This is a genomic window from Arthrobacter globiformis, assembly GCF_030818015.1.
In the GTDB taxonomy this organism is placed as follows: domain Bacteria; phylum Actinomycetota; class Actinomycetes; order Actinomycetales; family Micrococcaceae; genus Arthrobacter; species Arthrobacter globiformis_C.
Genome location: NZ_JAUSZX010000001.1, coordinates 2632050 through 2656914 on the forward strand (window position 1 = coordinate 2632050; position 24865 = coordinate 2656914).

Sequence of the window (24865 nt, forward strand, 5' to 3'; positions counted from 1 at the left end):
TGTGGTTTCTTTTCCTTGGGGAATCGTTTGAAGCATGGATGCACCCATTAGTTGAGCTTGGCGGTCTTGATGGCGCCCGATTCCAGGCTCCAGTTGGCGAGCGACTTCTTGTATTCCGGGCTGTCCAGGACATCCTGCACGGCTTTCTGCAGAGCGGGGGTCAGGGCCGAGCCCTTCTTCAGCCCGACAGACACAAGGTCGCTGTTGCCGACGTTGATCTGGGGGGTGAGGAGGGTGAACGCGTCCGGCTGCTGCTTCGCGGCCCACGCGAGGGAGGTGGTGTCGTAGAGGATGCCGTCGATGCGCTTTGAGGCCAGCTGGGTCAGCGCGTCCTGGACGTTGGGCAGCGTCACGGCGTTGATGGCTGGCTGTCCCTTGGAGGTGCAGGTTTGCTCCGAGAGGGCCGGGAGGCGTTTGAGCTGGCCGGTCGATCCGGCTGTGACGGCTATGTTCTTACCGCACAGTGTCTCATTGGTGAGCTTCAGCGGATTTCCTGCACTGACTGCTACTGAATTGCCGGCCGTGAAGTAGTCGATCATGTCCAGGACCTTTAGCCGCTCGGGCGTGGGGGACATGGTGGTGATAGTGAAGTCGTAGCGGCCGCCGTCGATACCGGGAATGATCGTGTCAAAACCGGTGTTTTCAAACTTGAGCTTCAGGCCGAGCTTCTTGGACACCAGGCGGGCGATGTCCGGATTAAGGCCGATCGGGGTGGTGTTGTCGTCAGCAAGGAACGTCGTCGGCGGATAGTGCAGGTCCATTGCAACAGTGAGTTCGCCCTTATCCTTGATGGACTGCGGCAGCAGTGCGACGGCGGCCGCATCCGGCTGGACACCCTCGGAAATATCTGCTGTGTTTGACGTCTTGGAGCTGTCCGGGGCTGGGGTGCTTGCGGCTGTGCCTCCACAGGCGCTCAGGGCCAGCAAGACGCCAAGTGCTGCCGTGGCAGTCTGAACTTTGTTTCTGGTTTTCATGGTGCTTCCCTTCGAATGGTTCCAGCTGAGGTTGGTCTGGAACGGGTGCAGTATTTCCAGGACTTTCCGCTCGTCTTGCCATGCTGCTGGCGGAGGCGAAGGTGGTGCTGGCGCTTGTTGCTTCATGCGGGTTGTGATCCGGATCTCGTTCCGCATCCAAGAGCAATGCAACCCTCTCGATCGCAGATTGTCAACAATTGACGATAAAAAAATCGATGGACTTTGGTGCGGCATTTCTTGAGAAGGAATCTCAGTAAGAACTGTTGACAATTGACAATTTTCGGCCCTACAGTCGAGAGCAACGGGCTGAAGAGTGTTCCAGCCTGGAAGACACCGGCAGCTCGGCCAACGGACACCGGATGGCCATCCGCCCGGCCCTCGCATAAAATTTCTACTGAACGGACGAATCATGGCGACTACGAACTCCCGGCCGAAGTACATCTCTTTTGATGTCTACGGCACGCTGATCAACTTCGATATTGATCCCACCACGCGACGTCTGCTTGATGGCCGCATCTCTGAAGAGCAGTGGCCTACGTTCAAGAAGCAGTTCCGCGGGTACCGGTTCGACGAGGTCCTTGGCGACTACAAGCCGTACGAGCAGATCCTTCAGGATTCCTTTGACCGGGTGTGCAAGCGCTGGGGCATTGGCCCGACCGAAGGCGCCGGCGCAGCGTTCGCTGAGGCTGTGCGCGGCTGGGTTGCCCACGAGGACGTGCCGGCTCCGCTGAAGCTCATGGGCGACAACTACAAGCTGGTGGCTCTGTCCAACGCAGACGACAGCTTCCTGGACATCAGCATTCCCAAGCTCGGCGCTGACTTCCACGCCGTGCTGACCGCTGAGCAGGCCCAGGCCTACAAACCGCGCTACCAGGCGTTCGAGTACATGCTGGACACTCTGAACGCCAAGCCGGAGGACTTCCTGCACATCTCCTCGCACACACGCTACGACATGCATCCGATGCACGACATGGGCTTCCGGAACCTCTGGATGCTGGACCGTGGCTATGACCCTATTGGCCCGGGCTACGACCTCAACACTGCTAAGTCCCTGGACGAGATCAACAAGCACCTCGGTCTCTAAACCGACGTCGAGGCGAAAGGTCAAACCGTGAAACTCATTCCTTACTGGCTGGACACAGCCGAAGCATCCGGGGACTACCGGCAGACTCCGGTACCCGAGAATGTCGATGTGGCAATCATCGGCGCCGGTTTTACGGGGCTGTCCGCCGCCCTGGAATTTGCCAAGCAAGGCGCCAGCGTTGCCGTTTTCGAACGCCACACCGTGGGTTGGGGCGCATCCGGCCGCAACGGGGGAATGGCGACGACCGGGTTGGCCATCAGCTTCAGCACCGCGGTCAAGCGCTACGGCGCCACGCGCGCCGTGGAGATGTTCCAGGAATACAACGACGCCATCGACACCATCGAGAAGCTCGTGCATGACAATGGCATCGACTGCGACTACAAGCGCTTTGGAAAGCTCTCGCTGGCCTTCCACAAGTCCCACTATGAGGGCTTCCTGAAGTCGCAGGAGAAGCTGGCCAAACTGGCCGATCACCATGTCACCGTTATCCCGAAGTCCGAGATCCACAGCGAAATCGGAACGGACTTCTACCAGGGCGCGATGATGGATCCGCTGGGTGCGGGTCTGCATGTCGGGAAGTTCGTCCATGGGCTGGCGAAGGTGGCCGCTGCTACCGGAGCGGACATCTGCGAGAACGCAGCGGTCACCGAGCTGAAGAAGGTTTCGGGCACCGTGCACGATGTGCACACCACCCGCGGCATCACCAGGGCCAAGCAGATATTGGTCGCCACCAGCGGCTACACCGGCGGGATCACCCCGTGGCTGCAGCGCCGCGTGATCCCGGTGGGCAGCTTCATCATTGTGACCGACCCGCTGCCCGAAGACGTAGTCAACCGCATCCTGCCCAACCGTCGCCAAGCCTCGGACAGCAAAATGCTGACCTACTACTTCCGGATCACGCCGGACAACAGGCTCCTCTTCGGCGGGCGTGCCCGCTTCGCGCTGTCCAGCCCGGACTCGGACGTGAAGAGCGCCGAGATCCTGCGGAAGGCCATGCTTGAACTTTTCCCCTACCTTTCCAACGCGAAGGTGGACTACATCTGGGGCGGACTGGTGGATCTCTCCATGGACCAGATGGTCCATGCAGGTGTCCACGACGGGCTCTTCTACTCGCTCTGCTACAGCGGACACGGGGTACAGATGGCCGCCCACATGGGCAAGCGGATGGCCCACTACATGGCCGGGGACAAGAGCGCCAACGTGTGGGAGGACCTAAAAAACCCGCCCGTGCCGGGCCACTTCGGCCCGCCCTGGTTCCTGCCCTTCATCGGCGCAGCCGCCAAGATCATCGACCGAGTCAAGTAGGCAAGGGATCACATGACGCCATCGAAATCCCTCGCTGACGCGCGCCCGGAAACAGGGTACAGCAGGGCAGAAATTGCTAACCTTCCCGGCGGTGCCTTCTTCGAAGGCCAATGGCAGACCACCGACATGATCGTGGAAATACGGGACCCTGAAGACGGCATTCTGCTCGGCCGGGTCTGCTCATCTTCGCCCCAGGACGTACGGCGGGCAGTCGCCCACATCCACCGCCATCTTCAGGGTCCAGAGTGGCCTCTGCGGACCCGCAGACAGGCGTTGGAGACCGCAGCCCAGCTTCTCGCCGATCAGTCTGGGCGATTCGCCAGGATCATCGCCGCGGAGAGCAGCAAAACCATCACCGAGGCGGAGCGTGAGGTGCGACGCTGCATCGAAACCCTGCGCCTTTCAGCCGCCGCCTCCGGAGAACTTACGGGGGAGACGCTGGGCTTCGAGGACAGCATGGCCGGTGCGGGCAAGATCGGCTGGTACAGCCGGAAGCCGGTGGGGATTGTTGCCGCGATTACTCCGTTCAACGATCCGCTGAACCTGGTGGCACACAAGCTGGGCCCGGCCCTCATCGGCGGCAACGGCGTCGTGCTTAAGCCTTCCGGCCGTACCCCGCTGACCGGGCTGGCGTTCGTCCAGTTGCTGCTCGAAGCGGGTGTCCCGTCGGGACGCATCGCCGCGATTGTCTCCGGGCCCGGCGTTTCCGAAGCGCTGGTGGGTGATGAGCAGGTCGATCTGATTTCCTTCACCGGCGGTCCCCAGACTGCGGACCGCATAGCTGGGACAGCCGGAGCCAAGAAGATCCTCTCTGAACTGGGCGGGAACAATGCAACGATCGTCTGTTCCGATGCGGATGCGGTTCAGGCATCTGATGCCATCGTGGCTGGGGCGTTTGGTGTGGCCGGGCAAAACTGCCTCTCGGTTCAGCGCGTCTACGTGCACATCTCGCTGTTCGAGGACGTACTCGAGCGGGTAACCCGCGGCACAAAGGCGCTCAGAACCGGGCCGAAATTCGACCGCAGCACTGACGTGGGCCCGCTCATCTCCGAAGCGGAAGCCCGCCGGGTCGAGGAATGGGTCGAAGAGGCCAAGGCCGCCGGGGCACGCATCCACGCCGGGGGGAAGCGTCGCAACGCCTACTATGAGCCGACGGTCCTGACCGATGTGCCGGCGGAGTGCCGCGTGATCCGCGAGGAAGTGTTCGGTCCGGTCGTCAGCATCATGCCCTTCATCAGCATCGCAGACGCTGTCCATGCCGCCAACAGCTCGGACTACGGACTGCAGGCCGGCGTCTTTACACAGTCCATCGACCGGGCGCTGGCTCTCGCGGAGAAGCTGCACGTGGGCGCCGTGGTGATCAACGAAACCAGCGACGTCCGCATCGATTCCATGCCGTTCGGCGGCTTCAAGAAGTCCGGTGTGGGGCGGGAAGGCGTCCGGTATGCCGTCCACGAGATGACGGAGCCTAAAAGCACCATAGTCAACCTCGGAGGATCGGGTCACCGCTGGCAACAGCTGCCGGGCGGCCTGCCGGAACGGAAAATGTCATGAGCACCCACAAGATCGCTGTCATCCCCGGCGACGGCATCGGGAACGAAGTCGTCCCTGCTGCTGTCGACTGCCTTGAGCGCATTGCGGAACTTCATTCCCTGGATCTGGAGTTCACGTACTTCGACTGGGGATCCGAATACTACGCCCGGCACGGCCGGATGATGGCCGAGGACGGGCTGGAGCAGCTCGCCAAGCACCACGCTATTTTCCTGGGCGCGGTGGGTTCGCCGGACGTTCCGGACACTGAATCGCTGTGGGGGCTGCTGATCCCGATCCGGCGCGAGTTCCAGCAGTACATCAACCTGCGTCCCGTGAAAACGCTCGACGGCGTTGCGTCACCGCTTGCGGCCAAGCATCCGATCGACCTCCTCATCGTGCGGGAGAACAACGAAGGGGAATATTCGGAGGTCGGCGGCCGCATGTACCGTGGGCAGCCTGAGGAAAGTGCCATGCAGACCACCGTCTTCACCCGGCTGGGCGTGCTGCGGGCAGCGCACTATGCGGCACGGCTGGCTGCCTCCAGGCGCGGACACCTTACCTCCGCCACCAAGAGCAACGGCATCGTGCACACCATGCCGTTTTGGGACGAGGTCGTTGGTGAAACGGTTCGCGAGTACCCGGACGTGACGCTCACCAGCGAACTGGTGGACGCTTTGGCGGCGCACTTGGTCCTGAAGCCCTGGACGCTGGATGTCATCGTGGCGTCCAACCTGTTCGGCGACATCCTCTCGGACCTGGGCAGTGCAGCGACCGGCTCCATCGGCCTGGCGCCCAGCGCCAACCTGAACCCCGAGGGCGACTTCCCGTCCCTCTTCGAGCCGGTTCATGGTTCGGCTCCGGATATTGCCGGGAAGGGCCTGGCAAACCCGGTGGGGCAGATCTGGTCGGGGGCGATGATGCTGGAGCACCTCGGCCATCCCGAGGCCGCCGCCCACCTGCAGGCCGCGTTCGAATCGGCGCTGCGCAACGGCTTCGGCACCCGGGATGTTGGGGGAACCTCGTCGACGTCGGAGTTCACGGCTGCGGTGGTGGCCGCCATTGATGCGCTTGCCGCAGTCTACGCGGATAGCGCGGCCGCAACGCCAACGGGATGACCGCCCCGGAACGCAGGCGTCCCGTCGTCGCGGCCCTTTACCGGGAGGCGCTGCCGCCCCGCCTGGCGGAGGTCGAGGAGCTCGCGGAGGTTCGGCTGACCAAGGCCGACGGTTTTGCAGAGGCTTTGGACGGCGCCGACGTCCTGTATCAGTGGCACTCGTTCTCCCCGGCTTTGCGGGAGAACTGGGGCGCCGCCTCCTCCCTGCAATGGGTCCATGTCACGGCGGCGGGAGTGAGCCAGCTGATGTTTGATGAGCTGATCGCAAGTGGCGTTACCTACACGAACTCCCGTGGCGTGCTTAGCCGGGCGATCGCGGAGTTCGCACTGGGTTTTGTGCTGGACATGGCCAAGGATGCCCGGGGTTCGTTCCGGCTGCAGCAGCAGCAACGATGGCAGCACCGGGTCACCCGCAAGATCCACGGCCAGCGCGCTTTGGTGGTAGGCACCGGGTCCATCGGCCGGGAGATCGCCCGGCTCTTCTGCGCCGTCGGCATGGACGTCGACGGCGCGGGCCGGACCGGCCGTCCCGGGGACGCGGACTTCGGACGCATCCACTCCTCGGCCGGCCTCGCCGGAATCGTCCACGGCTACGACGTTGTGGTGCTTGCAGCACCGCTGACTGCTGAGACCAGTGGTTTGGTTACCGCAGACGTCCTTGCGGCCATGAAGCAGTCCGCGTATGTGATCAACGTAGGCCGCGGGCCCCTGGTGGATACCGGGGCACTGACCGAAGCGCTGGCCTCGGGAGCGATTGCGGGGGCCGCCCTTGATGTGGTGCACCCCGAGCCGCTGCCCGAAGGCCACGCCCTGTGGGCTATGGAGAACGTCATCATCACGCCCCACATGAGCGGTGACACGGACGACTATCTCGATGACCTCGGCAAGCTGTTCGTGGACAACCTGAAACGGTACTGCACCGGCGAGCCACTGGAAAACGTCGTGGACAAGGCCCTCGGGTTCGTCCCGACTCCTGCGCCCTCCCTAGCCAACTAAACCCATCGATTGCTCCGTAAGTGCCGTTTCGAATGTTCAAAAGGGCGCTTACGGAGCAGTCGGCACAAGGACAAGACGTGACAGACAAATCGACCCTGTTGGAAGCGCCGGATAGCAGAACCGAGACCGACTTCATGGGCCCCCGGGAGATCCCTGCGGCCGCCTACTGGGGCATCCAGACCCTGCGCGCAGTGGAGAACTTCCCGATCACGGGCACAACAATCTCGGCCTATCCGGGACTCGTCAGGGCGCTGGCCCAGATCAAGCATGCGGCCGTGTTGGCCAACTTCGATCTGGGACTGATTGATGGGGCCAAAAAGGACGCCATCGTGCAGGCATGCCGGGAAATTGAACAGGGCCGGCTCCTGGATCAGTTTGTGGTTGATGTCATCCAGGGCGGTGCCGGTACCTCAACGAACATGAATGCCAACGAGGTTATCGCGAACCATGCGCTGGAGCATGCAGGCCTCGCCAGGGGCGAGTACTCCGTGATCCACCCAAATGGGGATGTGAACATGGGGCAGTCAACCAACGACGTGTATCCGACGGCGATCAAAATCGCCACGATCCAGGGTGCCCACGAACTGTTGGCGGCAATGGCGCATCTCCGCGAAGCACTCGCGCGCAAAGCAGTGGAGTTCGACGATGTGGTGAAGGTCGGCCGCACCCAGCTGCAGGACGCCGTGCCGATGACCCTTGGCCAGGAGTTCGGCACGTATGCGGTGATGGTTGACGAGGACGAGCGGCGGGTCCGCGAGGCCTTGGTTCACCTGCACGAGATCAACCTCGGCGCGACCGCGATCGGTACCGGCATTAATACCCACCCGCGTTATGCCGCCAAGGCCTGCGCACACCTGCGGCGCATCACCGGGCTGCCGCTTGTAACTGCCGGCAACCTCGTCGAAGCAACGCAGGACTGTGGTGTTTTCGTGCTGTTCTCCGGGATGCTCAAACGGGTCGCGGTAAAGCTGTCGAAGATCTGTAACGACCTGCGGCTGCTGTCCTCTGGGCCCCGGGCAGGCTTCGCTGAGATCAACCTTCCCCCGCGGCAGGCGGGCTCGAGCATCATGCCCGGGAAAGTCAACCCGGTCATTCCTGAAGTGGTGAACCAGGTGGCATTCGAGGTGATCGGGAACGACCTGACCATCACCATGGCCGCCGAAGCCGGCCAGCTGCAGCTCAATGCGTTTGAGCCGATCATCGCCCGTTCCATGTTTGCCAGCCTCACCCACCTCACCGCGGCATGCCGAACCCTGGCGGACCACTGCATCGACGGGATCACCGCGAACAAGGAATATCTCCGCTCCCAGGTCGAAGCGAGCATCGGTGTCGTCACCGTCCTCAACCCGCTCATCGGCTACGACGCGGCCACCTCCATTGCCCGGCAGGCGGTCTCAACGGGCCGCAGCGTCACTTCCCTTGTCCTGGAACGCGGGCTGCTCACGGCGGACGAACTCGAGAAGATTCTCCGCCCCGAGCACCTGGCAAACCCTCAAGCCCGCACCGGGTCCGTCCCCACAAGCAGTTAAGGAGGCACCATGCCCACCCTTGCCAAAGCCTTTGTCGCGACTTCGCCTGCCGCCCCTTTGGAACCCGGCACCATCGAACGGCGTGAGCCCGGTGAGTTCGAGGTACAAATTGCCATTAAATTCACTGGGATCTGTCACTCCGATATCCACACTGCGCGTGGTGATTGGGCGAGCGTGACATACCCGGTAGTGGTTGGCCATGAGATCGCCGGCGTCGTCGAGGCGGTTGGAGCCAAGGTGACGCGCCATGCGGTGGGGGACCGCGTCGGCGTGGGCTGCTTTGTGGATTCCTGCCGGGTCTGCGTCAACTGCCGTGCCGGCGAAGAACAGCACTGCCTCGCAGGATCCACCAGCACGTACAACTCTGTGGGCCGGGACGGCCTGCCGACTGCAGGGGGCTACAGCACGAGCATCGTCGTGGATGAGAACTACGTGCTGCGGATTCCTGACGGCATTTCGCTTGAAGCGGCCGCCCCTCTGCTGTGCGCCGGCATCACCATGTACTCGCCGCTGCGGAACTGGAATGCCGGGCCCGGGAAACGTGTGGCGATCATCGGCATGGGCGGCCTGGGCCACATGGGGGTCAAGATGGCGGCCGCCATGGGCGCTGGAGTCACGGTACTGAGCCAGTCTCTCAAGAAGCAGGAGGACGCGCTCCGCCTGGGGGCGGAACGCTACTATGCCACGTCGGACCCCGCCACGTTCGAATCCCTGGCGGGCCACTTTGACCTGATTATCAACACGGTCTCGGCCGATATCGACGTCGACCAGTACCTTTCGCTGCTTGCTTTGGACGGCACGATGGTTCTCGTGGGGCTGCCCGCGAAGCCGCTGTCCCAACGCGCCTGGTCCCTCGTGGCATTCCGGCGGAATCTCGCCGGATCCAAAATGGGCGGTATACGGCAGACGCAGGAAATGCTGAACTTCTGCGCAGCCCGCGGCATCGGGGCTGAAGTCGAGGTCATTCCTGCGACCAAAATCAACGACGCCTTCGACCGGGTTGTCGCCCGCGACGTCGGGTACCGCTTTGTGATCGACGCAGGCACGTTCTAGGACCTTCAAAGCAAACAGGGAAGGGCGTTCCCTGTACCTGCTGAACGTCCGTGACTGCAGCGGCCCGTGGACCTGTACCTCCTGTGGGCCTGCCCTTCTCCGGGCAGGCCCACAGACTTTGATGCCCTACTTGCTCGGAAGCAGGGAGGGTTCCTTGGCCAAGGCGTCAGGCGTCCAGCGCAGGTGCGCCGACGTTGCCTCGGAGTCCGGCTCCCGCAGGAGGGAAAGCCGCGGGCGGACGGCGTCGGTACGTGAGCTCGGCGGCTTGCGGCGACCGGCCCTGAACTGGGGAATCCACTGGGCACCGGGGCCCTGGTATTCCTGTTCGGCTGCTGCGTGCAGTGTCCACTGCGGGTCGTACAGGTGCGTACGGCCGAGGGCCACGAGGTCGGCCCGGCCTGCAAGCAGGACGGAGTTGACGTCGTCGTACGTGGAAATGGCACCCACGGCGATCACGGCCACGCCAGCGGGTTCGGCTACTTCCTGGCGGATGCGGTCAGCAAACGGCGTCTGGTAGCTGCGTCCGAACGCGGGCTTCTCTTCCTTGGCCACCTGGCCTGTGGAGATATCGAGTCCAGCGGCGCCGTGAGCAACGAAAGCGCGGGCTATCTCGACCGAATCGTCCGAAGTGTTGCCGCCCTCGATCCAGTCGGTCGCTGAAATGCGGACCGTCACAGGCTTGCTGGCGGGCCACGCCGCACGGACGGCGTCGAACACTTCCAACGGGAACCGTAGCCGGCTCTCCAGGCTGCCGCCGTATTCATCCGACCGGCGGTTGGAGACCGGCGAAAGGAAGGAAGACAGCAGGTAGCCGTGGGCGGCGTGAATCTCCAGGAGGTCGAATCCGGCCTGGTCGGCGCGAAGCGTGGCGGCCACGAACTCTTCCTTGATGGCGTCCATGCCGGCGCGATCGAGTTCAAGCGGTGTCTGGTTGCCGGGCCCGTAGGGCAGCGCGGACGGGCCAACTGCCTGCCAGTTGCCGGACTCCAACGGCTCGTCAATGCCTTCCCACATCAGCTTTTGCGCGTGCCGGGCTTATGAGGCAGGGCGTGCAGCCAGCGGAACTTTGACCTCCTGTTGGGTCGTTCCTCGGCGGAATTCGACTGTGACGGTCTGGCCGGGGTTCTTGCTTCTCAGCGCGGCGAGCAGGTCCTCGGGGGATGCGAGCTCGTCGCCGTCAAGCCTAGTGAGGACGTCACCGGGCCGGATACCGGCCTTGTCTGCGGGCCCGCCTTCCTGGACCGTGAGTGCCAGCGCCCCGCGGGTGTCCGGCAGCCCCAGTTCTTCGGCGATCTGTCGAGTGATCTCGCCCAGTCCCAAGCCAATGAAGGAGTGCTCGGCGGTCCCGTCCGCACGGAGCTGGTCTGCTACCTTCACCGCTGTGGCGGCCGGGATGGCGAAGCCGAGTGCCACGGCACCGGACTGCGGGGGTATGTAGGCCTCGCTGATCCCGACCACCTCGCCCCTGCTGTTCACGACGGCGCCGCCGGAGTTGCCGGGGCTGATCGCGGCATCGGTTTGGATGAGGTCTACGAGGGACTGGCTGCTGGACGCGGACCCTGGGATCTGCCGGTGCAGGCCCGAGATGATGCCCGCCGTCGCCGTGTTCTCAAATCCGAGCGGCGACCCGATGACCACGGACAGTTCACCGATCCGGGGCAGGGCAGGCTGGAATTTGGCGGCAGGGAGGCCTGTCCGCTTTGCCTCCACCAAGGCAAGGTCCGAGATTGCGTCCGTTGCCCGTACCGTTCCGGCTACGCGGCGGCCATCGGCGAAGCCCACCTCCACACTGCTGTTTCCGCGCACCACGTGCTCGTTCGTGAGGATCAGCCCGTCGTTCGAATACACCACGCCGCTTCCCAGCCCGCCGTCGGTGAAGACAGTCACGACAGAGGGCTGGACGTTGCTGACAATCGTGGGAATATCGACCGGCCCTTGACTGGTCCCCGGGCCCCCGCCCACAGCCGGTGGTGCTTGCGCCTCGGACGGCTGGTCCCGCGTGATCCCGCCTCCTGGTGCACCACCTGAAGCAATCCCCGATGCGCTGCCGGTGGCGTTGCTGGAAGACTGCTGTGATGACGGAACCGGGAACTGCCCGGGAGCCGTGCACCCTGACAGGATCGTTGCGAGGACCGCCGCCGCACCCAGGATCCCGCCTATGCGGGAGGAACGGCGTGATGTTGGTTGCCGGGCGTACATTGGAGCTTCCTCTCTTGTTACATGGCCGGTGCCGGCAGTGCACCTCGATACGAGGAGTGTCCGCCAGGATCAACGTCCCCTTGGCCGGGTTCGCCCGAGAGGCGCTGCCGGGCAGGGCCACGAATGGGGCACAAGGACCTCGACCGGGTAGCGTCAGGCAGCAATCAGGCGCGGAGTGTCTTGAGAGCTGTGGCCCAGGCGATGAGCTGCTGAAGGAGTGGTTCCAGGGCTTCTTCCGCGGCGTTGCTGGGCGTGAACGTGGTGAAGTTTTCGAAGTCGGTGGCGAAGGGCAACGCCACCTGGGCGCGGACGTCGGCGATCTGCAGTTCACCGGCGATCAGGCGCAGGTTTTCTGCCGCCCGGACTCCGCCGGCGCTACCGTAGGAGACGAAGCCAGCGGCCTTGTTGTTCCATTCCTCATAGAGGTAATCCAGGGCGTTCTTCAGGACCCCGGGAACGGAGTGGTTGTATTCGGCCGTAACGAAAATGAACCCGTCGAACCGGGCGATCGTGGCCGCCCAGACTTTGGTGTGTTCGTGCTGGTAGTTGCCCAGAGACGGCGGCATCGGTTCGTCCAGCAGGGGCAGCTCGTAATCAGCCAGATCCAGCAACTCGAATTCCGCACCGCCCCGGGCGGTTGCCCTGGCCAGCACCCAGTCTGCCACCTGCTTGCTCCGCCGGCCGGGCCGGGTGCTGCCAACCACCACAGCGATCTTCACCACGCAAACCATTCCCTTCAGTAACCTCTACCAGCGTCGTACGCTAGCGGGTACTCCGTTCCGGTTGTTCCGGCTAGTGCTCCAGCACGCTGTCAATCAGGTCTTTCAAAATCTCCCAAAAGTCCCGGGCTCGGAAAGACGTAACAGGTCCTCTTCCTTGCGTTTGGCGCATGGCGTTGGCTACGGCGATGGCCTCCGCGAACAGTTCAGCCGTGACGGCAGGGACGCCTTCGGGTTCCAGGGCGAGAATGTGTTCGACCATAGCCCGGGAGTGCTTTTCGGCCTCCCCGCCCTGGTCCCAGCCCGCGCCGCCGGAATCCAGACGCGACCTTGCCGTTGCCAGGCCCCGATCAACATGCGGAGCGAAACCGTTGTCCATGTACTGGATCGTCACTGTCTTGCCTCCATTCTGGATACGTCAGGACGGCAATGTCCTGGCGAAACGGGCAATACGGCTGTGGTGTGAAGTATGGTGCTTTCCCGGCTAGGCCCACGAACCAATCGATCTATATCCACTGACATAGATTTAATAGCACCGGCGCAAGAGACTGGCAAGATAGATTCCCGCAGGCGCCCTACCCAAAAAACAAAAGGGGAAAGCCCCAAACGGCCACCACATCGAGGGCGTGGAATGCGGCTTCCTCGGGCGCCAGCCGAGCGCCTGTTCGAACTGAAATACTGTGCCCTCATGCCTTGTTCACTTCGTCGGGAATGCGCAATCCGCAATGTCGGTTGTAGTGATTAGACGGTCAAGAAAGGAGGAGTTCTTACTAGCGTGGGCACCTATGAAAGAGGGTGTGCGAGGTTCTGCGACTACTACTCATTTATGTCGTATGCAGACTTCACCGCTTGGATTGAAGCCGATGATGGGTCTCTCCCCGAGATCTCGTTTTCCGAGATCTCGCTCCGCGGCTGATGCTTCGGCTTCATAGGACAGCCGCTCCCCGGAGCGGCGGGCAGCGACCGCATTGGGGTCGGACCGTTGGGCACACCGTAACCGGAGACGTGCTCAGTGCCGTAAGCATGGAAAGACCGGAAATCGCGGACAAAGGCGACGGTGGGCAATTCCGCCAGCGGACGACGTCGTAGCTGAACGTGCAAGGTGTTGGGAGACGCCGGAGCTTGCGGCCGCGGATGCGCCGCTTTCAACGAGGGCGGGATTGCCCGCTTCCTTGATGTTGATTCATCGGCATTTCCTCGAAAGGAAGCTGGTGCCTGCACGCGCACAAGGCGGGTTGCGGCGCCGCGTGGGCTGCGGCACTGCACTCGACGGTGCATCAAAGTCGCAAAAAGGGGGTGTGCACAATGTGCACACCCGGGCCTCGGATAGGTGCCTGTTTCTGCCTTCACAACTGTTCATGGCAGAGCTACCGGTTAACTGCGTGACTATGAGGGTTCGTTTTGCGCATTAGGAGATCGAACGAAACGCCGTCGGACGCATTAGGAGTCAATTGCCGGTCTACTCTCCTGGGAGGTCCATTTTCATGATGACTCGTGGCCATGCATCCAAACCTTGAGAGCGTTCGGACTGCACGATCTGGCGCAGACCATCCGACCACTGGTATTCAGGCACCGGCTGGAATCCCAAGCGGGCGTAGTAGGGAGCGTTCCAAGGAACTCTTTCGAAGGTCGTCAGGGTCATCCCTTTGAGCCCGCGAGCCGCCGCCCAGAGAGCGGCTTCGTCGATAAGTCTTCGGCCAATAGCCTGCCGCGCATAGAGCGGGTGGACGGTTACCTGCTCGATATGGGCAAACGGCCCGACCACGTCAACCAATATGTAGGCCACCGCCTCGTCACCGGAATCGGTGGCGACCCATGCTCTGGCGTTCTGCTGATAGACAGCCAGGGCCTCCAGGCTGGGTGGCGCTTCATCGGCGATGGCTCCCATACCGATGGTTCGGAATGCCTCGCCCGCTGCGACTTCAATGTCGCGCATCTTCGGGAGGTCTTTTGCTCTTGCTTCCCTGATCATCCGGTCCAGTCAACCAGACATCGTGCGTCAAATTCGGCCGGGTTAGTAGTTGCTGCACTGCAACTGAAAAGATAACCGGAGGGGACGGGACCACCGCGATCGATGCCCTTACTGTGAAGTGAGGCGTTTCTTATAGAACGTCGCGGCGTCCTCATATGCAAGGGCTAGGTAGAAAACCGCTGGCCCGCCGGCTTGCTAACGACACATAAGCAGCACCTTGCGACGCCCATGACTCGGCCTCAGTCATTAAGGCCAGTTGCGACGCAGCGGCGGTAAGGAATAGCCTCATCGATCATCCGTGTGTCCGCGCAGTAGATCCCCTGCACCACGCTGGTTAGCCTGACCCGCCGCCGGAGCATCCTCGCCGATCGGCTCAGTGAGGAAATCATCCTGCGCTCGGACCTGAGCCGGGACGTCACCGCTGTGATTGAGATGGCGGTCGGATCCGACTTTTCGCCGCTGGAGTCAGTCAAAGCCGGCGGCCGGGCCCACCCTGTCCCACCCGAACTGCACGGCGGGGTGTGGCGGGCGGCGGTGGAAGGCGTCGGTTCCATGATCAGCGCGCCGGGGGCCGTCGCTGAGCAGAACAACAGTCAGCTTCGCCTCAGGTGGAAATTGAACATTCCGGCCCGGGGTACCGCCCGTGCTGGTTGGGAGGTGCAGGCTGCGGACACTCTTGCCCCATTCGTTGCCGCAGCCCAACCCACGCAGGCAGCCTTGCGCGTCCAGGGCGATGACCGGCGCCTGACGGCGTTGGCAGAAAGGGCGTTGGGGGACCTCCAGGGGCTACGTATGTCGGCCGTTTCCTCGCCACAGGATGTTTTCCTCGCGGCCGGGGCTCCCTGGTTTTTCACTCTTTTCGGGCGGGACTCGCTGATCGCCGCGCGGATGCTTCTTCCGATCGACCCGTTACTGGCGGCCGGGACGCTGCGCACTCTCGCAGCCCGCCAGGGCAGAAAGTACGACCCCGCGACGGCTGAACAACCGGGGAAGATCCTTCATGAAGTGCGCCGCGGTGAGCTTCGGATGCCCGCGGACGCCAGCAACGGAGAACTCCGGCTGCCGCCCGTGTATTACGGAACCGTGGACGCCACGTTGCTCTGGATTGCCCTTCTCCACGATGCCTGGCAATGGGGCATGCCCGAGGAGGAAGTCAAGGATTTGATGAGCAACCTGGAAGCAGCATTACTGTGGCTGCGCGACTGGGCAGACCCCGACAGTGACGGCTTCCTTGAGTACATCGACGAGACAGGATACGGGCTGGCGAATCAAGGCTGGAAAGACTCCGCAGACTCCATCCGCTGGAACGACGGTTCGCTGGCCACAGGACCCATTGCACTGGCAGAGGTCCAGGGATATGCCTACCAGGCCGCGACCAACGCGGCCGACCTGTTCGAGGCCTTTGGGCTCCCTGGCGCGGAGGAATGGCGGGACTATGCCGCGGACCTGGCCGAGAGATTCCGCAACGCGTTTTGGTGCCGGGACGGACTCGGGGCTTACCCGGCGATAGCACTGGACGTGGAGAAGCGCCCAGTGGACGGAGTCGCAAGCAACATGGGCCACCTGCTGGGCACCTTGATCCTGAATGAGGAGGAAAGCGAGCTGGTGGCCCGGAGGATCATGCACCCCACGATGTTTTCCGGTTACGGCGTCCGTACCTTGAATACCGGCAACGGGGCCTATTGGCCCCTGCGCTACCACTCGGGTTCCGTGTGGGCCCATGACACAGCCATGACGCTGGACGGCCTCACAAAAGCCGGCTATAGCGACGAAGCAGCCCTCTTGGCCGCCGGCGTGATGGACGCGGCGGAAATCTTCGACTACCGGCTACCTGAACTGTTCTCAGGTCACAACTTAGCCCAGGGCGCACCGCAGCCCTACCCGGCATCATGCCGCCCTCAAGCCTGGGCAGCTGCATCGGCCGTTCCCCTGATGCTGGCAACACTCGGGCTTACCGCGCAGGGACCCGGCCTGCTGCCCGCAGTGGCTCCGGTTGTCCCGACGCCTTTCGGCGCGTGCACGTTCGAAGGGCTAAAGGCCGGAGGCCTGACCTTCACGGTGGACGTGGACCGGCATGGCACCGCCACCGTCATGCCCCCGAGAAAGGGACGGTGATCCGAACCGGATCACGATCAAAAGGGGCGATCCGAGGTTTCGACGATGTAGTGGAGCATTATCGAGCAATATGAGCTTCGAGAACCGTGGCACAAGGGTTACGTCGCGGCGCATGATCCTGATGGCCTGCACTGCGACGACGACGGACACCCCTTATCCACGTTCCAGCCTGACAATAGTTCCTCTCGTTACCTTGAGTCGCTGGGCCAGATGCTGCTGGGTCAGGTCAGACGATGTTCATGGCCATGACCCATGACCCATAAAACCGACGCCACCATCAATTTCCGGGCCGACAAGCTGCACGGAGTCACGGTTCTCTACAACCCTGGACCCGCCCGACCACAACGCACACCGGGACGACACCATCCCGTTCGCAAAGGGTGGTTGAAGACATCGACTGCCCCGCGGGCTTAGCCCTTGAGCGCCCCGGACACTGCGAACGATCCGCCGGCCCCGCGCGCCACTAGAACGTACAGGAACAGGACCGGAACCGAATAAAGGATGGAGAATGCGGCCAGCTGGCCGTAGGCGATGGCTCCATGCTGGCCGAAGAAGCTGAAGATCGAGACGGACGCAGGCTGTTTCGACGGGGACAGCAGGAGTATGAAGGGCACGAAGAAGTTGCCCCAGGTCTGGATGAAAACGAAGATGAATACCACGCCCAGGCCCTGGCGCATTAGGGGCAGCACCACGGAGCGCAGGGCAGTCAGCCCGGAGGCACCATCCATCCAGGCGGCTTCCTCCAGCGAGACGGGCACCGTGTCCATGAAGTTCTTGGTCATCCAGATGGCCATTGGCAGCGCCGTTGCCGCCATAAAGAGAACGGTTGACGGCATGGAGTCCAGCAGCCGCAACTGGACAAACAGGCCGTAGACCGGAACCATGATCGCGGTGATGGGCAGGCAGGTTCCGCACAGGATCGAATACAGGAACGGCTTATTGAACCTGGACTGGAACCGGGAAAGCGGGTAGGCGGCCAGCACGGCAGCGGCCAGGGTCACCGTTGCCGTCCCGCCGGAGAGTAGCAGGCTGTTCCAGAGCGGCCTGAGCAGCAACTCCGGCGTGAGGACGGCCGCAAAGTTGGTGAGCGAGGCGGTGGCGGGCAGCTGTGTCTGGTAACCGGCGTTGGTATCCAACGAAGCGAATACCAACCACAGTAAAGGCAGCAGAAAGCAGGCGCCGATTAGTAGCAGCGCGGCATCTGCCGGAGCACTGGCCTGGCGGCGCTCCTTCGAGGGTACCCTCCCGTTAGCGGTCCGCCGGGCCGCCTGTTGCGCCGTCGTCATCGATTGTCCCCCTTGAGCAGCCGGACGTAAGCAATCCCGAACACCAAGCCCAGGACAATGAGCACGGAGGCGATGGCGGTGCCGTAGCCGATGTCGCCGAACTTGAAGGCCTCCTGATAGGCAAGGACCGGCAAAGTGGTGCTGGCATTGGATGGTCCGCCGGTTGTCATCACCCAGATCAGGGTGAAGACCGCCAGGGTCTGGAGGGTCACGAGCATCAGGTTGGTGGCAATGCTGGACCGGATCAATGGCAGCGTAATGAACACCAGCCGCTGCCCGCCGGATGCGCCGTCCATGAGGGCGGCTTCGGCGATGTCCTGCGGCACGTCGGCGAGGGCCGCCCGGTACACCAGCATAGAGAAGGCGGTACCGCGCCAGATGTTGGCGAGCACCACAGCCACCATGGGGAACGCGTACAGCCAGTCGGCACCGGCCCAGCCCGCACCCGCCAGCAGCTGATTGAGCGTCCCGTCCTTGCTGAAATAGGCGTAAGCGGCGAACGCGGCAACAATCTCGGGAAGCACCCAGGCCGCCACCACGGCGGTACCCACGACGGCGGACACGGGCTTCCGGGCACGCGTCATCAGTCCGGCAATCAGCAGTCCCAGCAGGTTCTGGCCCAGGATGGCGGACGCCACCACGAAAACGACCGTCAGGACAACTGAGGCCGGGAACGCCGAGTCGGTCAGCAGCCGCGCGTAGTTGTCGACGCCGGTCCAGGCCGGATTCCTGGCGTTCCGGCCGGTAAGGGCCGCATTCGTGAAGGACGCGTGGAAGGACCACAGAACGGGCGCCGCGAGGAAAAAGAGGAGGAGCAGGACGGACGGCACGACCGGGAGCAGCCGGAGCTGCTGCCGGACGGACTTGCGTGCACTCATGCGTTACTTCTGCAGGACCTTGGCGTCGCCCACCTGATCCCTGATTGTCTTGTCGTACTGCTCGGCTGCCTCCTGCGGCGAGAGCGTACCCGTGATCACGGCTTCAGTGGCAACCTGCACGGCCGCGGAGATCCGTGGGTAGTCCGCTGTTGCGGGCCGGTAATGCGTGACGGAAACGAGTTTTGACACGTCCTTGACGAACGGGTTGGCCGCCAGATAGTCGGGTTCGGCGGCAACGTCGGACCGCACCGCGATTTGGGAACTCGCAACGGTGAACGCCAGTGAGTTCTTCTTGTTCAGAGCCGTGGCGAGGAATTGGAACGCCTGGTCCGGATTCTTGGAATCCGCACCGACGGCCAGGGTCCAGCCGCCCGACATGCTGACGCCGCCCGGCTCCTGGCCGCGCTGGGTGGGGAACTTAGCAACGCCCATATCTTCGGCGTAGCCTGCCCACTCGTAACTGCCGCCCTTCTGCCAGAACGACGGCGAGTAGGAGCCTTCCACGACGGCCCCCATTTTGCCCTGCGGCAACCATTCGCCGAAGACCTTCTTCCAGACATTCGCGTCGAGAGCCTCGGCAGGCGTAACAGCCAGTTTTTCGTCGTAGAGGGTTTTCAGGAAGGCCAGCGAATCGGTGAAGCCCTGCGAACCGACCACCCACTTCTTTTCCTGCTGGTCATACAGCTCACTGTCCGTGCCATACAACAGCTCGTAGAAGCTTTGCATCACGGTGCCTTCACCGGACGCCTTGCCGGCGTACATGTTGAAGGGAACCACGGACGGATCCGCGGCCTTCATTTTGCGGGCAGCGTCGAGGATCTCATCCCAGGTCCGGGGCTGCCACGGCACGGCGATCCCTGCCTTTTGCAGGACCTTCTTGTTGTACCAGATGCCGCGGGTGTCAGTGCCCAACGGGACAGCGTAGATGCTGCCGTCGTCACCGGTGCCGGCAGCCTTGACGGCTTCGTTATAGGTCTTCCAGTCGTCCCATTTCTCAAGGTAACTGTCCAGCTTCAGGAGGTATCCGGCGTCGACGTCCGACCGCACTTTGAAGGTGTCCTCGTATAAGACGTCAGGTGCGGTTTCCGCTGACCTCAGGGCCAGTGCAAGCTTGGTCCCATAGTCGTCGTCGTTCGCCTCGATGGGCTGCAGCTCAACGGTGGTGCCTTGATTGGCAGCTTCAAAGTCCTTCTTCGCATCCTTGAACAAGGTGTCGAGGGCGGTAAAGGAGTCCGTCTTTTGGTAGACGATCTTCAGTGTCCGGTTTTCTGCGGCCGGCTGCTCCGGGGAACAGGCCGATGTTGCCAGCAGCACTGCCGCAGACAACAGTGCCACGAGTAATCTGGCAGGGCGGTGCATGACACTCCAATCTTCGAGCGGCTGCAGCCCCAAATATCCTCCAGCTGGCCCCAGCCTGTATGCAATTTCAGGTGTGTAGATCACCCACCGACAAAGCGGCGGGAGCCGGTCCTCAGCCTTCAGGCACTCGGATAAATAAATAGACCGGGAAGAACCTGGGAACCATCGATTCTCTGGCACCGGAACCGCTGCCCCTCCGGGGGATGGTCGTTGTTCGAACCCAAACTCTCGCGGAGTTCATTTGGTTCCCGGTCCGGAACGAAGTCCGGGAACCTGTCCCCGGAGTCGTTCCCCGATGTGACGGTCATCGACATTGCCGCACTGCTTGGCATTCAGCTGCCCCCCTCTGGCCTTCAGCCGGAAACCCTCCCCAAGCCTCTCTGACAGAGTAACCCTTTCCGGTCAGCAAACTTGATGAATTTATCAACTCGGAAATTCAGGTGGACGCCGGCTTCTCCAGCGGTGCACCTGAAAGACGAGCCAAAGGGTGCCCGCGATTGGCAGCGGTGGAACACAGGTTGGTCCTGGCTCGAGACGGGCCGCGACGCCAAAATAGCCCAAAGCACGACCGTGATGAACGCCGTGGAGATCAGCGATCTGCGGCTCACCGGATGCGAGGGCAGCTCGACCCCCAACGCATGGATGATCGCGTCCATCCGCGAGGACGCCAAGAAGTCCTTACGACCTCGATCCGGTCGACCGCTCAGCGAAAATTGAATCCGGGTTCTTGGAGAGCCCGGAAAACCACGCCATGGAACGGGACCTCTATCGGTGGTCGGCCAAAACCGGCAGCTACTCCGAAGAGCAGATAACCCTCGGCTTTGAGAACAGACTCCCGTGCCTGCGGACGGCCGCGCCATGGAGCTTGCTGCAATCATTGAGGAGCTCAATCACCGCGTTGGGAGATTCGGCTGTAGACGTTATAGCGGCCTGGCTTGGCGGACTACGCCCCGCGGCCCAGGCTTTCATTGAGTCCTCAAACCAGCCGCGTTACCGGCACCGTCACTTGGACCACGAACCAGCGTTCAGTGGATACAGTAAGAATTTGCGCACCGGACGCCCTGTACCTTCGTGACCGCGAAGCCTGGGAGAGGGAATCCGTGCGTACCGAGAAGGAAGGCAGCGACCGGCTGCATTCTTGGCCTGCTGCTGTCGACCGTCTTTTTCGAAACGTTCGGCATTGCCGCGACCAGTGCGACCAAGGCCTGGCCCATCATCGGCCTGACCATCGTGATGACCCGCATTCTGGAAACGGTCGTGGCAAGCGGAAGCTCAGCAGGCTGTTCTACCTGGCCGCGGTGATCGCGGTTGCTGGTGTCTACTTCCTCGCCGCCTTCTGGGCCACCGGGATGCTCGACGGCCTGTCGCTGTTGAACAGGCGACACCCACCTCTGGTTACATTGGTCTGGATGCTGCTGTTAACGTGGGAGTTGTGCTCTCACCGGGTAGCCTGGCTGTCTGGCCATCACGGAACTGCTCCGCAGACGGTGGAAGAAGCGCAACCTGCCGGGTTAGCGGGCCCCGAGCTAAGGCGGGCTGAATTCCGACGCGCCCCATCTCAATTGCTCGGCTGATAAAGAAGGTTCTGCGAATTTCTGCGATTGTCGGTTCACGCCAGTAAACAATAAAATTGTTTCGATAATAAGCGGCGATGACAATTCTGACTGCAAATAATTGGTAGGCGTGGCGCTGGTTACGGTACATCGGCATGACGCCTCACTAGAGGTGGCAAAACGTTCTTGACACCCTTATTGCCCAGGCGTACTTTGATTGCTCTATCTGGCTTTTTCCGGCGTCCGCCGGGGAGGTCCGGTGAGGGTTGTGATCGGAGCGGGTACGAGGAGGTGTCCACTGCCTGAAATCGTGATCAAGGGGCTATTGTCCCGTTTGTCGTCTCATCAAGGAGCCGCAGCGCGGCTCTGCTCTTCACTTTAACCGCTCGCCCCAGGGCTGAAGCAACCACCGGGATGACCCCATGCAGAAAAAACGATCACCCATCCTTATCGGGCTTTGCCTTATTCCTGTCGTACCAGCCTGCGGCGGCGGGGAACCCGCCGCTCCCGCCACCACTATCACCCAGACGGTGGCAGCGACTCCCACCCAGACGCAGACCGAACCAGGACTCCTGCCCACAACACCTGTCCCCGATGCCACCACGGCAACCGGTACGAGCACCGCCACGGGAACCGGTACGAGCACCACCACGGCAACCGGTACGAGCACCGCCACGGGAACATCTAACGCTCCGGGAACATCTAACGCTGCAGGGTCAGCAACTGCCACCGGAACAGAGTCACCGACCAGTACAGACACCGGCACAGGAACGCCCACCGACTCTCCTGTGGCCACCCAGCCGAACTCCGGTCCAAAGACCATTCAAATCAACGGCAAAAAATACGCGTGCTCTGATCTGTCCGAGAATGCCTGCGATCAGGGAGTTACGGACGCCTTTGATAAATGGGGAGACAAGCTGGAAGGATTCGCCAACTCGGACCGGCTTGGAACGCTCGGAAAGGGCGGCTCAGGGATGCTGCCGGATGACCGGATCGCCCGTCTCGGACTGCTTTCCTGCATGTACATGGAATCCGGTGCCGATTCAACGAAATTCCTGGAAGGAGCGAAGAAACTGGAGCCAAAAGCCAGGGCAACTGACCTGCTGCTGTTCTGGCTGGAATCCAACCGAGTGATCTGCCCGGAGCTTGAGCTTAAGGCCTAGTCTCACCGCAGCCACTGGCCCTAACGGTCTTGCTGGTAGCCGTAATTGGTTGTTTGGCCTCAAAGGGTCCGGCCGACAAGTTCGTCGTTTCGGACTGGGAAAGCGAGGGTTACAGGACACATGGGGATCGGCGCGGCCGTAATGCTCCATCTGGCTCTCAGGCTGTTCCAGCATGGGTCCATCTCCTGCACCTCCGAGGTGGACACCCGCCTGGCGCTGAGCACGCAGTTATGACAGCCGGCCGGCGCCAAGGCGGACATGGCCCAGGCCCGGTTTCTTCTGAGTTCGATGCCGCGACGCTACCGGGCCCTGGTAACCCAGACACTGACATCGGTACGTTCCATGCCACTAACATTGCCTGTCTTCCGCTGGCCGTCATGGCCATCCTTTCGGCGGAAGTGCAGTCCAGCCAGGGCAACACACAAAGGGTTGCGTTAGGCCCGCAGGGGGCAAGACTGGGGGCCGAAGGGTAGACGGGCAATCGGTAGCGGAAGCTGATTTGACCTCAGAGCTCTATTGCCCAGCCCTCTTGGTAGTCGGGGTGGTCCCTGTATGGGGACGCCATACACATGAGGACAAATTCGCTGGTCGCGCCGACCTCGCTGGCAGTGTCGGTGACCACGAGCGGGACATTGGCGAGCACCTGCCGCTTCGCAGCGCATTCAGCGAGGATGCGGCCCGGGTTGAACTGAGCGATGTAGACCCGGTCTTCGGCTTTGCACGACAGATACCCAGGCGCGTGGTCCGAGTGCGCGTCGAGCACGGCCTGCTCGTCCGCGCCGTAGAGTGCGGGCGTTGGGTTCCCGGCTTTGGTAAACCACTCCCATGGCGCGGGGGACGCTGCCTGTGCAACGGTTTCGTCTTCACTGATTCGGGCTTCAAGGAAATCAATGATGTCCATACCTTCATCCTGCCATCACTCGTAATCAAGTGCTCGGCGGCTGTGCTGCAGGTGTGCACCAGCGGGGCAGCCCAATGCTGTGGGAGGCGTCAAGCACAAGCACCTGTACTTGCGGAAATTGCACCAGGTCGCCGGCACAATCACCGTGTGGCTATACCCGGACCAACATTCGGTGGACCGTCCTCGCCGACGGCTCGACCACCTAGGCATATTTGGCTTCTGTTGCATCGGTGTCGATGCCAGCTCTCCAGTATCCGTTTGAGGCTTTGTCTTGCGGTTGTCTTCGGTTTCGGCAACCACTCATAATGGCCGTGTGGCAATGTCGCTGCTCTTTGGCGTCGTGACTTCCAGCGCCTTGGTTCTGGGGGCATTCATCGGTGTGCGTTTCGAATTGCCCAAGCGCGTGCTGGCGATCATCCTGTCCTTCGCGTCAGGCGCCCTGATTACTGCCCTGAGTTTCGAGCTCTTCGAGGACGCCTTCCAGCGCGGCGGGATTTGGCTCGCCGCGATTGGCCTGTTCATTGGTGCAGTGGTGTTCACGGTCTTGAGTGCGCTACTTGACCGCTGGGCGCAGGCGGGCCAGGACCCGGTTCCAGCGGACGAGCACCGAGGCAGCGCCAAGCTTGATACGGACGCCGCCGCCACGGGGCGAGCGCCTTCCCCGGCATCCACCCGGGGTGCGGCGGGTCTGGCACTGCTTGCCGCCGCCACGCTTGACGGCGTACCGGAAAATCTCGCGTTGGGCGTCTCGCTTGGGGAGGGGACCGGGGGTTTGGCGTTGTTGGCCGCAATCTTCGTCTCCAATCTGCCAGAGGCCCTTGTCGGGGCAGCCTCAATGTGCAGCCAAGGCATGTCCACGCCCGCCATCCTCAGACTCTGGGGATTGTGCTCGATCGTGCTGGTCATTGCCGTGGTGCTCGGCGCCGGGCCCTTGTCGGGCAGCGATCCCAAGACCATCTCGTTGCCGTTGGCCTTCGCGGCCGGAGCAGTGATCGCCGCGCTGGCGGACACCTTGATGCCGGAGGCGTTCGAGCATGGAGGACCGGCAGTGGCTCTGAGCACCGCGGCCGGGTTCGTGCTTTCGTTCCTTCTGTCCCTCGCTTGAGGTAAGGCCAACGTATACCCGGTGGAC

General features: G+C 62.5%; 20 protein-coding genes and 1 pseudogene. 11 read left to right on the top strand and 10 right to left on the bottom strand.

All coding sequences use genetic code 11. The features are described 5' to 3' along the window. Positions 1-47: 47 nt before the first annotated feature. A complete protein-coding gene (locus tag QFZ23_RS12305; protein ID WP_306923281.1) occupies positions 48-974 on the bottom strand; it encodes an ABC transporter substrate-binding protein in 927 nt (308 codons plus the stop codon). Between the two features lie 409 nt (positions 975-1383). Here QFZ23_RS12305 and QFZ23_RS12310 point away from each other — a divergent pair, with 409 nt between their 5' ends. Genes QFZ23_RS12310 through QFZ23_RS12340 form a run of 7 tightly spaced genes read left to right on the top strand, consistent with a single transcriptional unit; the run spans position 1384 to position 9588 of the window. Then, the gene (locus QFZ23_RS12310; protein WP_306923283.1) at positions 1384-2058 is read left to right on the top strand and encodes a haloacid dehalogenase type II; all 675 of its coding nucleotides are present in this window, start codon (positions 1384-1386) and stop codon (positions 2056-2058) included. Between the two features lie 27 nt (positions 2059-2085). Then, the gene (locus QFZ23_RS12315; protein ID WP_306923285.1) at positions 2086-3363 is read left to right on the top strand and encodes an NAD(P)/FAD-dependent oxidoreductase; all 1278 of its coding nucleotides are present in this window, start codon (positions 2086-2088) and stop codon (positions 3361-3363) included. A gap of 12 nt (positions 3364-3375) precedes the next feature. After that, a complete protein-coding gene (locus QFZ23_RS12320) occupies positions 3376-4917 on the top strand; it encodes an aldehyde dehydrogenase family protein (RefSeq protein WP_306923287.1) in 1542 nt (513 codons plus the stop codon). Then, the gene (locus QFZ23_RS12325; RefSeq protein WP_306923289.1) at positions 4914-6011 is read left to right on the top strand and encodes a tartrate dehydrogenase; all 1098 of its coding nucleotides are present in this window, start codon (positions 4914-4916) and stop codon (positions 6009-6011) included. Before QFZ23_RS12320 ends, QFZ23_RS12325 begins: the two co-directional genes overlap by 4 nt. Next, positions 6008-7006, top strand: a complete 999-nt coding sequence (locus QFZ23_RS12330; RefSeq protein ID WP_306923290.1) for a D-2-hydroxyacid dehydrogenase — start codon at positions 6008-6010, stop codon at positions 7004-7006. The genes QFZ23_RS12325 and QFZ23_RS12330 overlap by 4 nt, the downstream gene beginning before the upstream one ends. Before the next feature lie 32 nt (positions 7007-7038). After that, positions 7039-8535, top strand: a complete 1497-nt coding sequence (gene aspA, locus QFZ23_RS12335; RefSeq protein ID WP_306923292.1) for an aspartate ammonia-lyase — start codon at positions 7039-7041, stop codon at positions 8533-8535. A 9-nt stretch (positions 8536-8544) separates the two neighbouring features. After that, positions 8545-9588, top strand: a complete 1044-nt coding sequence (locus tag QFZ23_RS12340; protein ID WP_306923294.1) for an NAD(P)-dependent alcohol dehydrogenase — start codon at positions 8545-8547, stop codon at positions 9586-9588. Positions 9589-9714: 126 nt separating this feature from the next. On the opposite strand, the pseudogene QFZ23_RS23780 reads toward QFZ23_RS12340, so the two are convergent. The 5 genes and pseudogenes from QFZ23_RS23780 to QFZ23_RS12360 all read right to left on the bottom strand — a co-directional run. Then, positions 9715-10608: pseudogene (locus tag QFZ23_RS23780) on the bottom strand (oxidoreductase); the annotation flags it as partial. Positions 10609-10623: 15 nt separating this feature from the next. Beyond that, the gene (locus QFZ23_RS23785; RefSeq protein ID WP_373427877.1) at positions 10624-11475 is read right to left on the bottom strand and encodes a S1C family serine protease; all 852 of its coding nucleotides are present in this window, start codon (positions 11473-11475) and stop codon (positions 10624-10626) included. A gap of 476 nt (positions 11476-11951) precedes the next feature. Next, positions 11952-12509, bottom strand: a complete 558-nt coding sequence (locus tag QFZ23_RS12350; protein WP_306923296.1) for an NADPH-dependent FMN reductase — start codon at positions 12507-12509, stop codon at positions 11952-11954. A gap of 70 nt (positions 12510-12579) precedes the next feature. Next, the gene (locus QFZ23_RS12355; RefSeq protein WP_306923298.1) at positions 12580-12900 is read right to left on the bottom strand and encodes a hypothetical protein; all 321 of its coding nucleotides are present in this window, start codon (positions 12898-12900) and stop codon (positions 12580-12582) included. A gap of 1065 nt (positions 12901-13965) precedes the next feature. Further along, positions 13966-14478, bottom strand: a complete 513-nt coding sequence (locus tag QFZ23_RS12360) for a GNAT family N-acetyltransferase (protein WP_306923299.1) — start codon at positions 14476-14478, stop codon at positions 13966-13968. A 339-nt stretch (positions 14479-14817) separates the two neighbouring features. Here QFZ23_RS12360 and QFZ23_RS12365 point away from each other — a divergent pair, with 339 nt between their 5' ends. Beyond that, positions 14818-16593, top strand: a complete 1776-nt coding sequence (locus QFZ23_RS12365; RefSeq protein ID WP_306926817.1) for an MGH1-like glycoside hydrolase domain-containing protein — start codon at positions 14818-14820, stop codon at positions 16591-16593. A gap of 410 nt (positions 16594-17003) precedes the next feature. On the opposite strand, the gene QFZ23_RS12370 is transcribed toward QFZ23_RS12365, so the two are convergent. The 3 genes from QFZ23_RS12370 to QFZ23_RS12380 are packed head-to-tail and all read right to left on the bottom strand — an operon-like array spanning position 17004 to position 20116. Next, the gene (locus QFZ23_RS12370) at positions 17004-17879 is read right to left on the bottom strand and encodes a carbohydrate ABC transporter permease (protein ID WP_306923301.1); all 876 of its coding nucleotides are present in this window, start codon (positions 17877-17879) and stop codon (positions 17004-17006) included. Continuing rightward, the gene (locus QFZ23_RS12375) at positions 17876-18757 is read right to left on the bottom strand and encodes a carbohydrate ABC transporter permease (RefSeq protein WP_306923303.1); all 882 of its coding nucleotides are present in this window, start codon (positions 18755-18757) and stop codon (positions 17876-17878) included. Before QFZ23_RS12375 ends, QFZ23_RS12370 begins: the two co-directional genes overlap by 4 nt. A gap of 3 nt (positions 18758-18760) precedes the next feature. Further along, positions 18761-20116 (bottom strand): extracellular solute-binding protein, encoded by a 1356-nt coding sequence (locus QFZ23_RS12380; RefSeq protein ID WP_306923305.1) that lies wholly within the window; start codon positions 20114-20116, stop codon positions 18761-18763. A gap of 1100 nt (positions 20117-21216) precedes the next feature. Here QFZ23_RS12380 and QFZ23_RS12385 point away from each other — a divergent pair. Continuing rightward, positions 21217-21690 (top strand): hypothetical protein, encoded by a 474-nt coding sequence (locus QFZ23_RS12385; protein ID WP_306923307.1) that lies wholly within the window; start codon positions 21217-21219, stop codon positions 21688-21690. A gap of 767 nt (positions 21691-22457) precedes the next feature. After that, positions 22458-22832, top strand: coding sequence for a hypothetical protein (locus QFZ23_RS12390; RefSeq protein WP_306923308.1), 375 nt, complete (start codon positions 22458-22460; stop codon positions 22830-22832). A 505-nt stretch (positions 22833-23337) separates the two neighbouring features. On the opposite strand, the gene QFZ23_RS12395 is transcribed toward QFZ23_RS12390, so the two are convergent. After that, the gene (locus tag QFZ23_RS12395) at positions 23338-23733 is read right to left on the bottom strand and encodes a DUF6221 family protein (protein ID WP_306923310.1); all 396 of its coding nucleotides are present in this window, start codon (positions 23731-23733) and stop codon (positions 23338-23340) included. A gap of 313 nt (positions 23734-24046) precedes the next feature. On the opposite strand from QFZ23_RS12395, the gene QFZ23_RS12400 reads away from it, so the two are divergent. Continuing rightward, positions 24047-24838: a ZIP family metal transporter gene (locus QFZ23_RS12400; protein ID WP_306923312.1), complete on the top strand. Its 792-nt coding sequence runs from the start codon at positions 24047-24049 to the stop codon at positions 24836-24838. The last annotated feature ends 27 nt before the right edge of the window (positions 24839-24865 follow it).

Excerpts from the sequence above, each read along its gene's own strand:
- QFZ23_RS12375 (WP_306923303.1), bottom strand. The coding sequence starts at position 18,757 with ATGAGTGCACGCAAGTCCGTCCGGCAGCAGCTCCGGCTGCTCCCGGTC.
- QFZ23_RS12330 (WP_306923290.1), top strand. The coding sequence starts at position 6,008 with ATGACCGCCCCGGAACGCAGGCGTCCCGTCGTCGCGGCCCTTTACCGG.
- QFZ23_RS12340 (WP_306923294.1), top strand. The coding sequence starts at position 8,545 with ATGCCCACCCTTGCCAAAGCCTTTGTCGCGACTTCGCCTGCCGCCCCT.
- QFZ23_RS12325 (WP_306923289.1), top strand. The coding sequence starts at position 4,914 with ATGAGCACCCACAAGATCGCTGTCATCCCCGGCGACGGCATCGGGAAC.
- aspA (WP_306923292.1), top strand. The coding sequence starts at position 7,039 with ATGTTCAAAAGGGCGCTTACGGAGCAGTCGGCACAAGGACAAGACGTG.
- QFZ23_RS12360 (WP_306923299.1), bottom strand. The coding sequence starts at position 14,478 with ATGATCAGGGAAGCAAGAGCAAAAGACCTCCCGAAGATGCGCGACATT.
- QFZ23_RS12305 (WP_306923281.1), bottom strand. The coding sequence starts at position 974 with ATGAAAACCAGAAACAAAGTTCAGACTGCCACGGCAGCACTTGGCGTC.
- QFZ23_RS12380 (WP_306923305.1), bottom strand. The coding sequence starts at position 20,116 with ATGCACCGCCCTGCCAGATTACTCGTGGCACTGTTGTCTGCGGCAGTG.
- QFZ23_RS12320 (WP_306923287.1), top strand. The coding sequence starts at position 3,376 with ATGACGCCATCGAAATCCCTCGCTGACGCGCGCCCGGAAACAGGGTAC.
- QFZ23_RS12370 (WP_306923301.1), bottom strand. The coding sequence starts at position 17,879 with ATGACGACGGCGCAACAGGCGGCCCGGCGGACCGCTAACGGGAGGGTA.
- QFZ23_RS12310 (WP_306923283.1), top strand. The coding sequence starts at position 1,384 with ATGGCGACTACGAACTCCCGGCCGAAGTACATCTCTTTTGATGTCTAC.
- QFZ23_RS12395 (WP_306923310.1), bottom strand. The coding sequence starts at position 23,733 with ATGGACATCATTGATTTCCTTGAAGCCCGAATCAGTGAAGACGAAACC.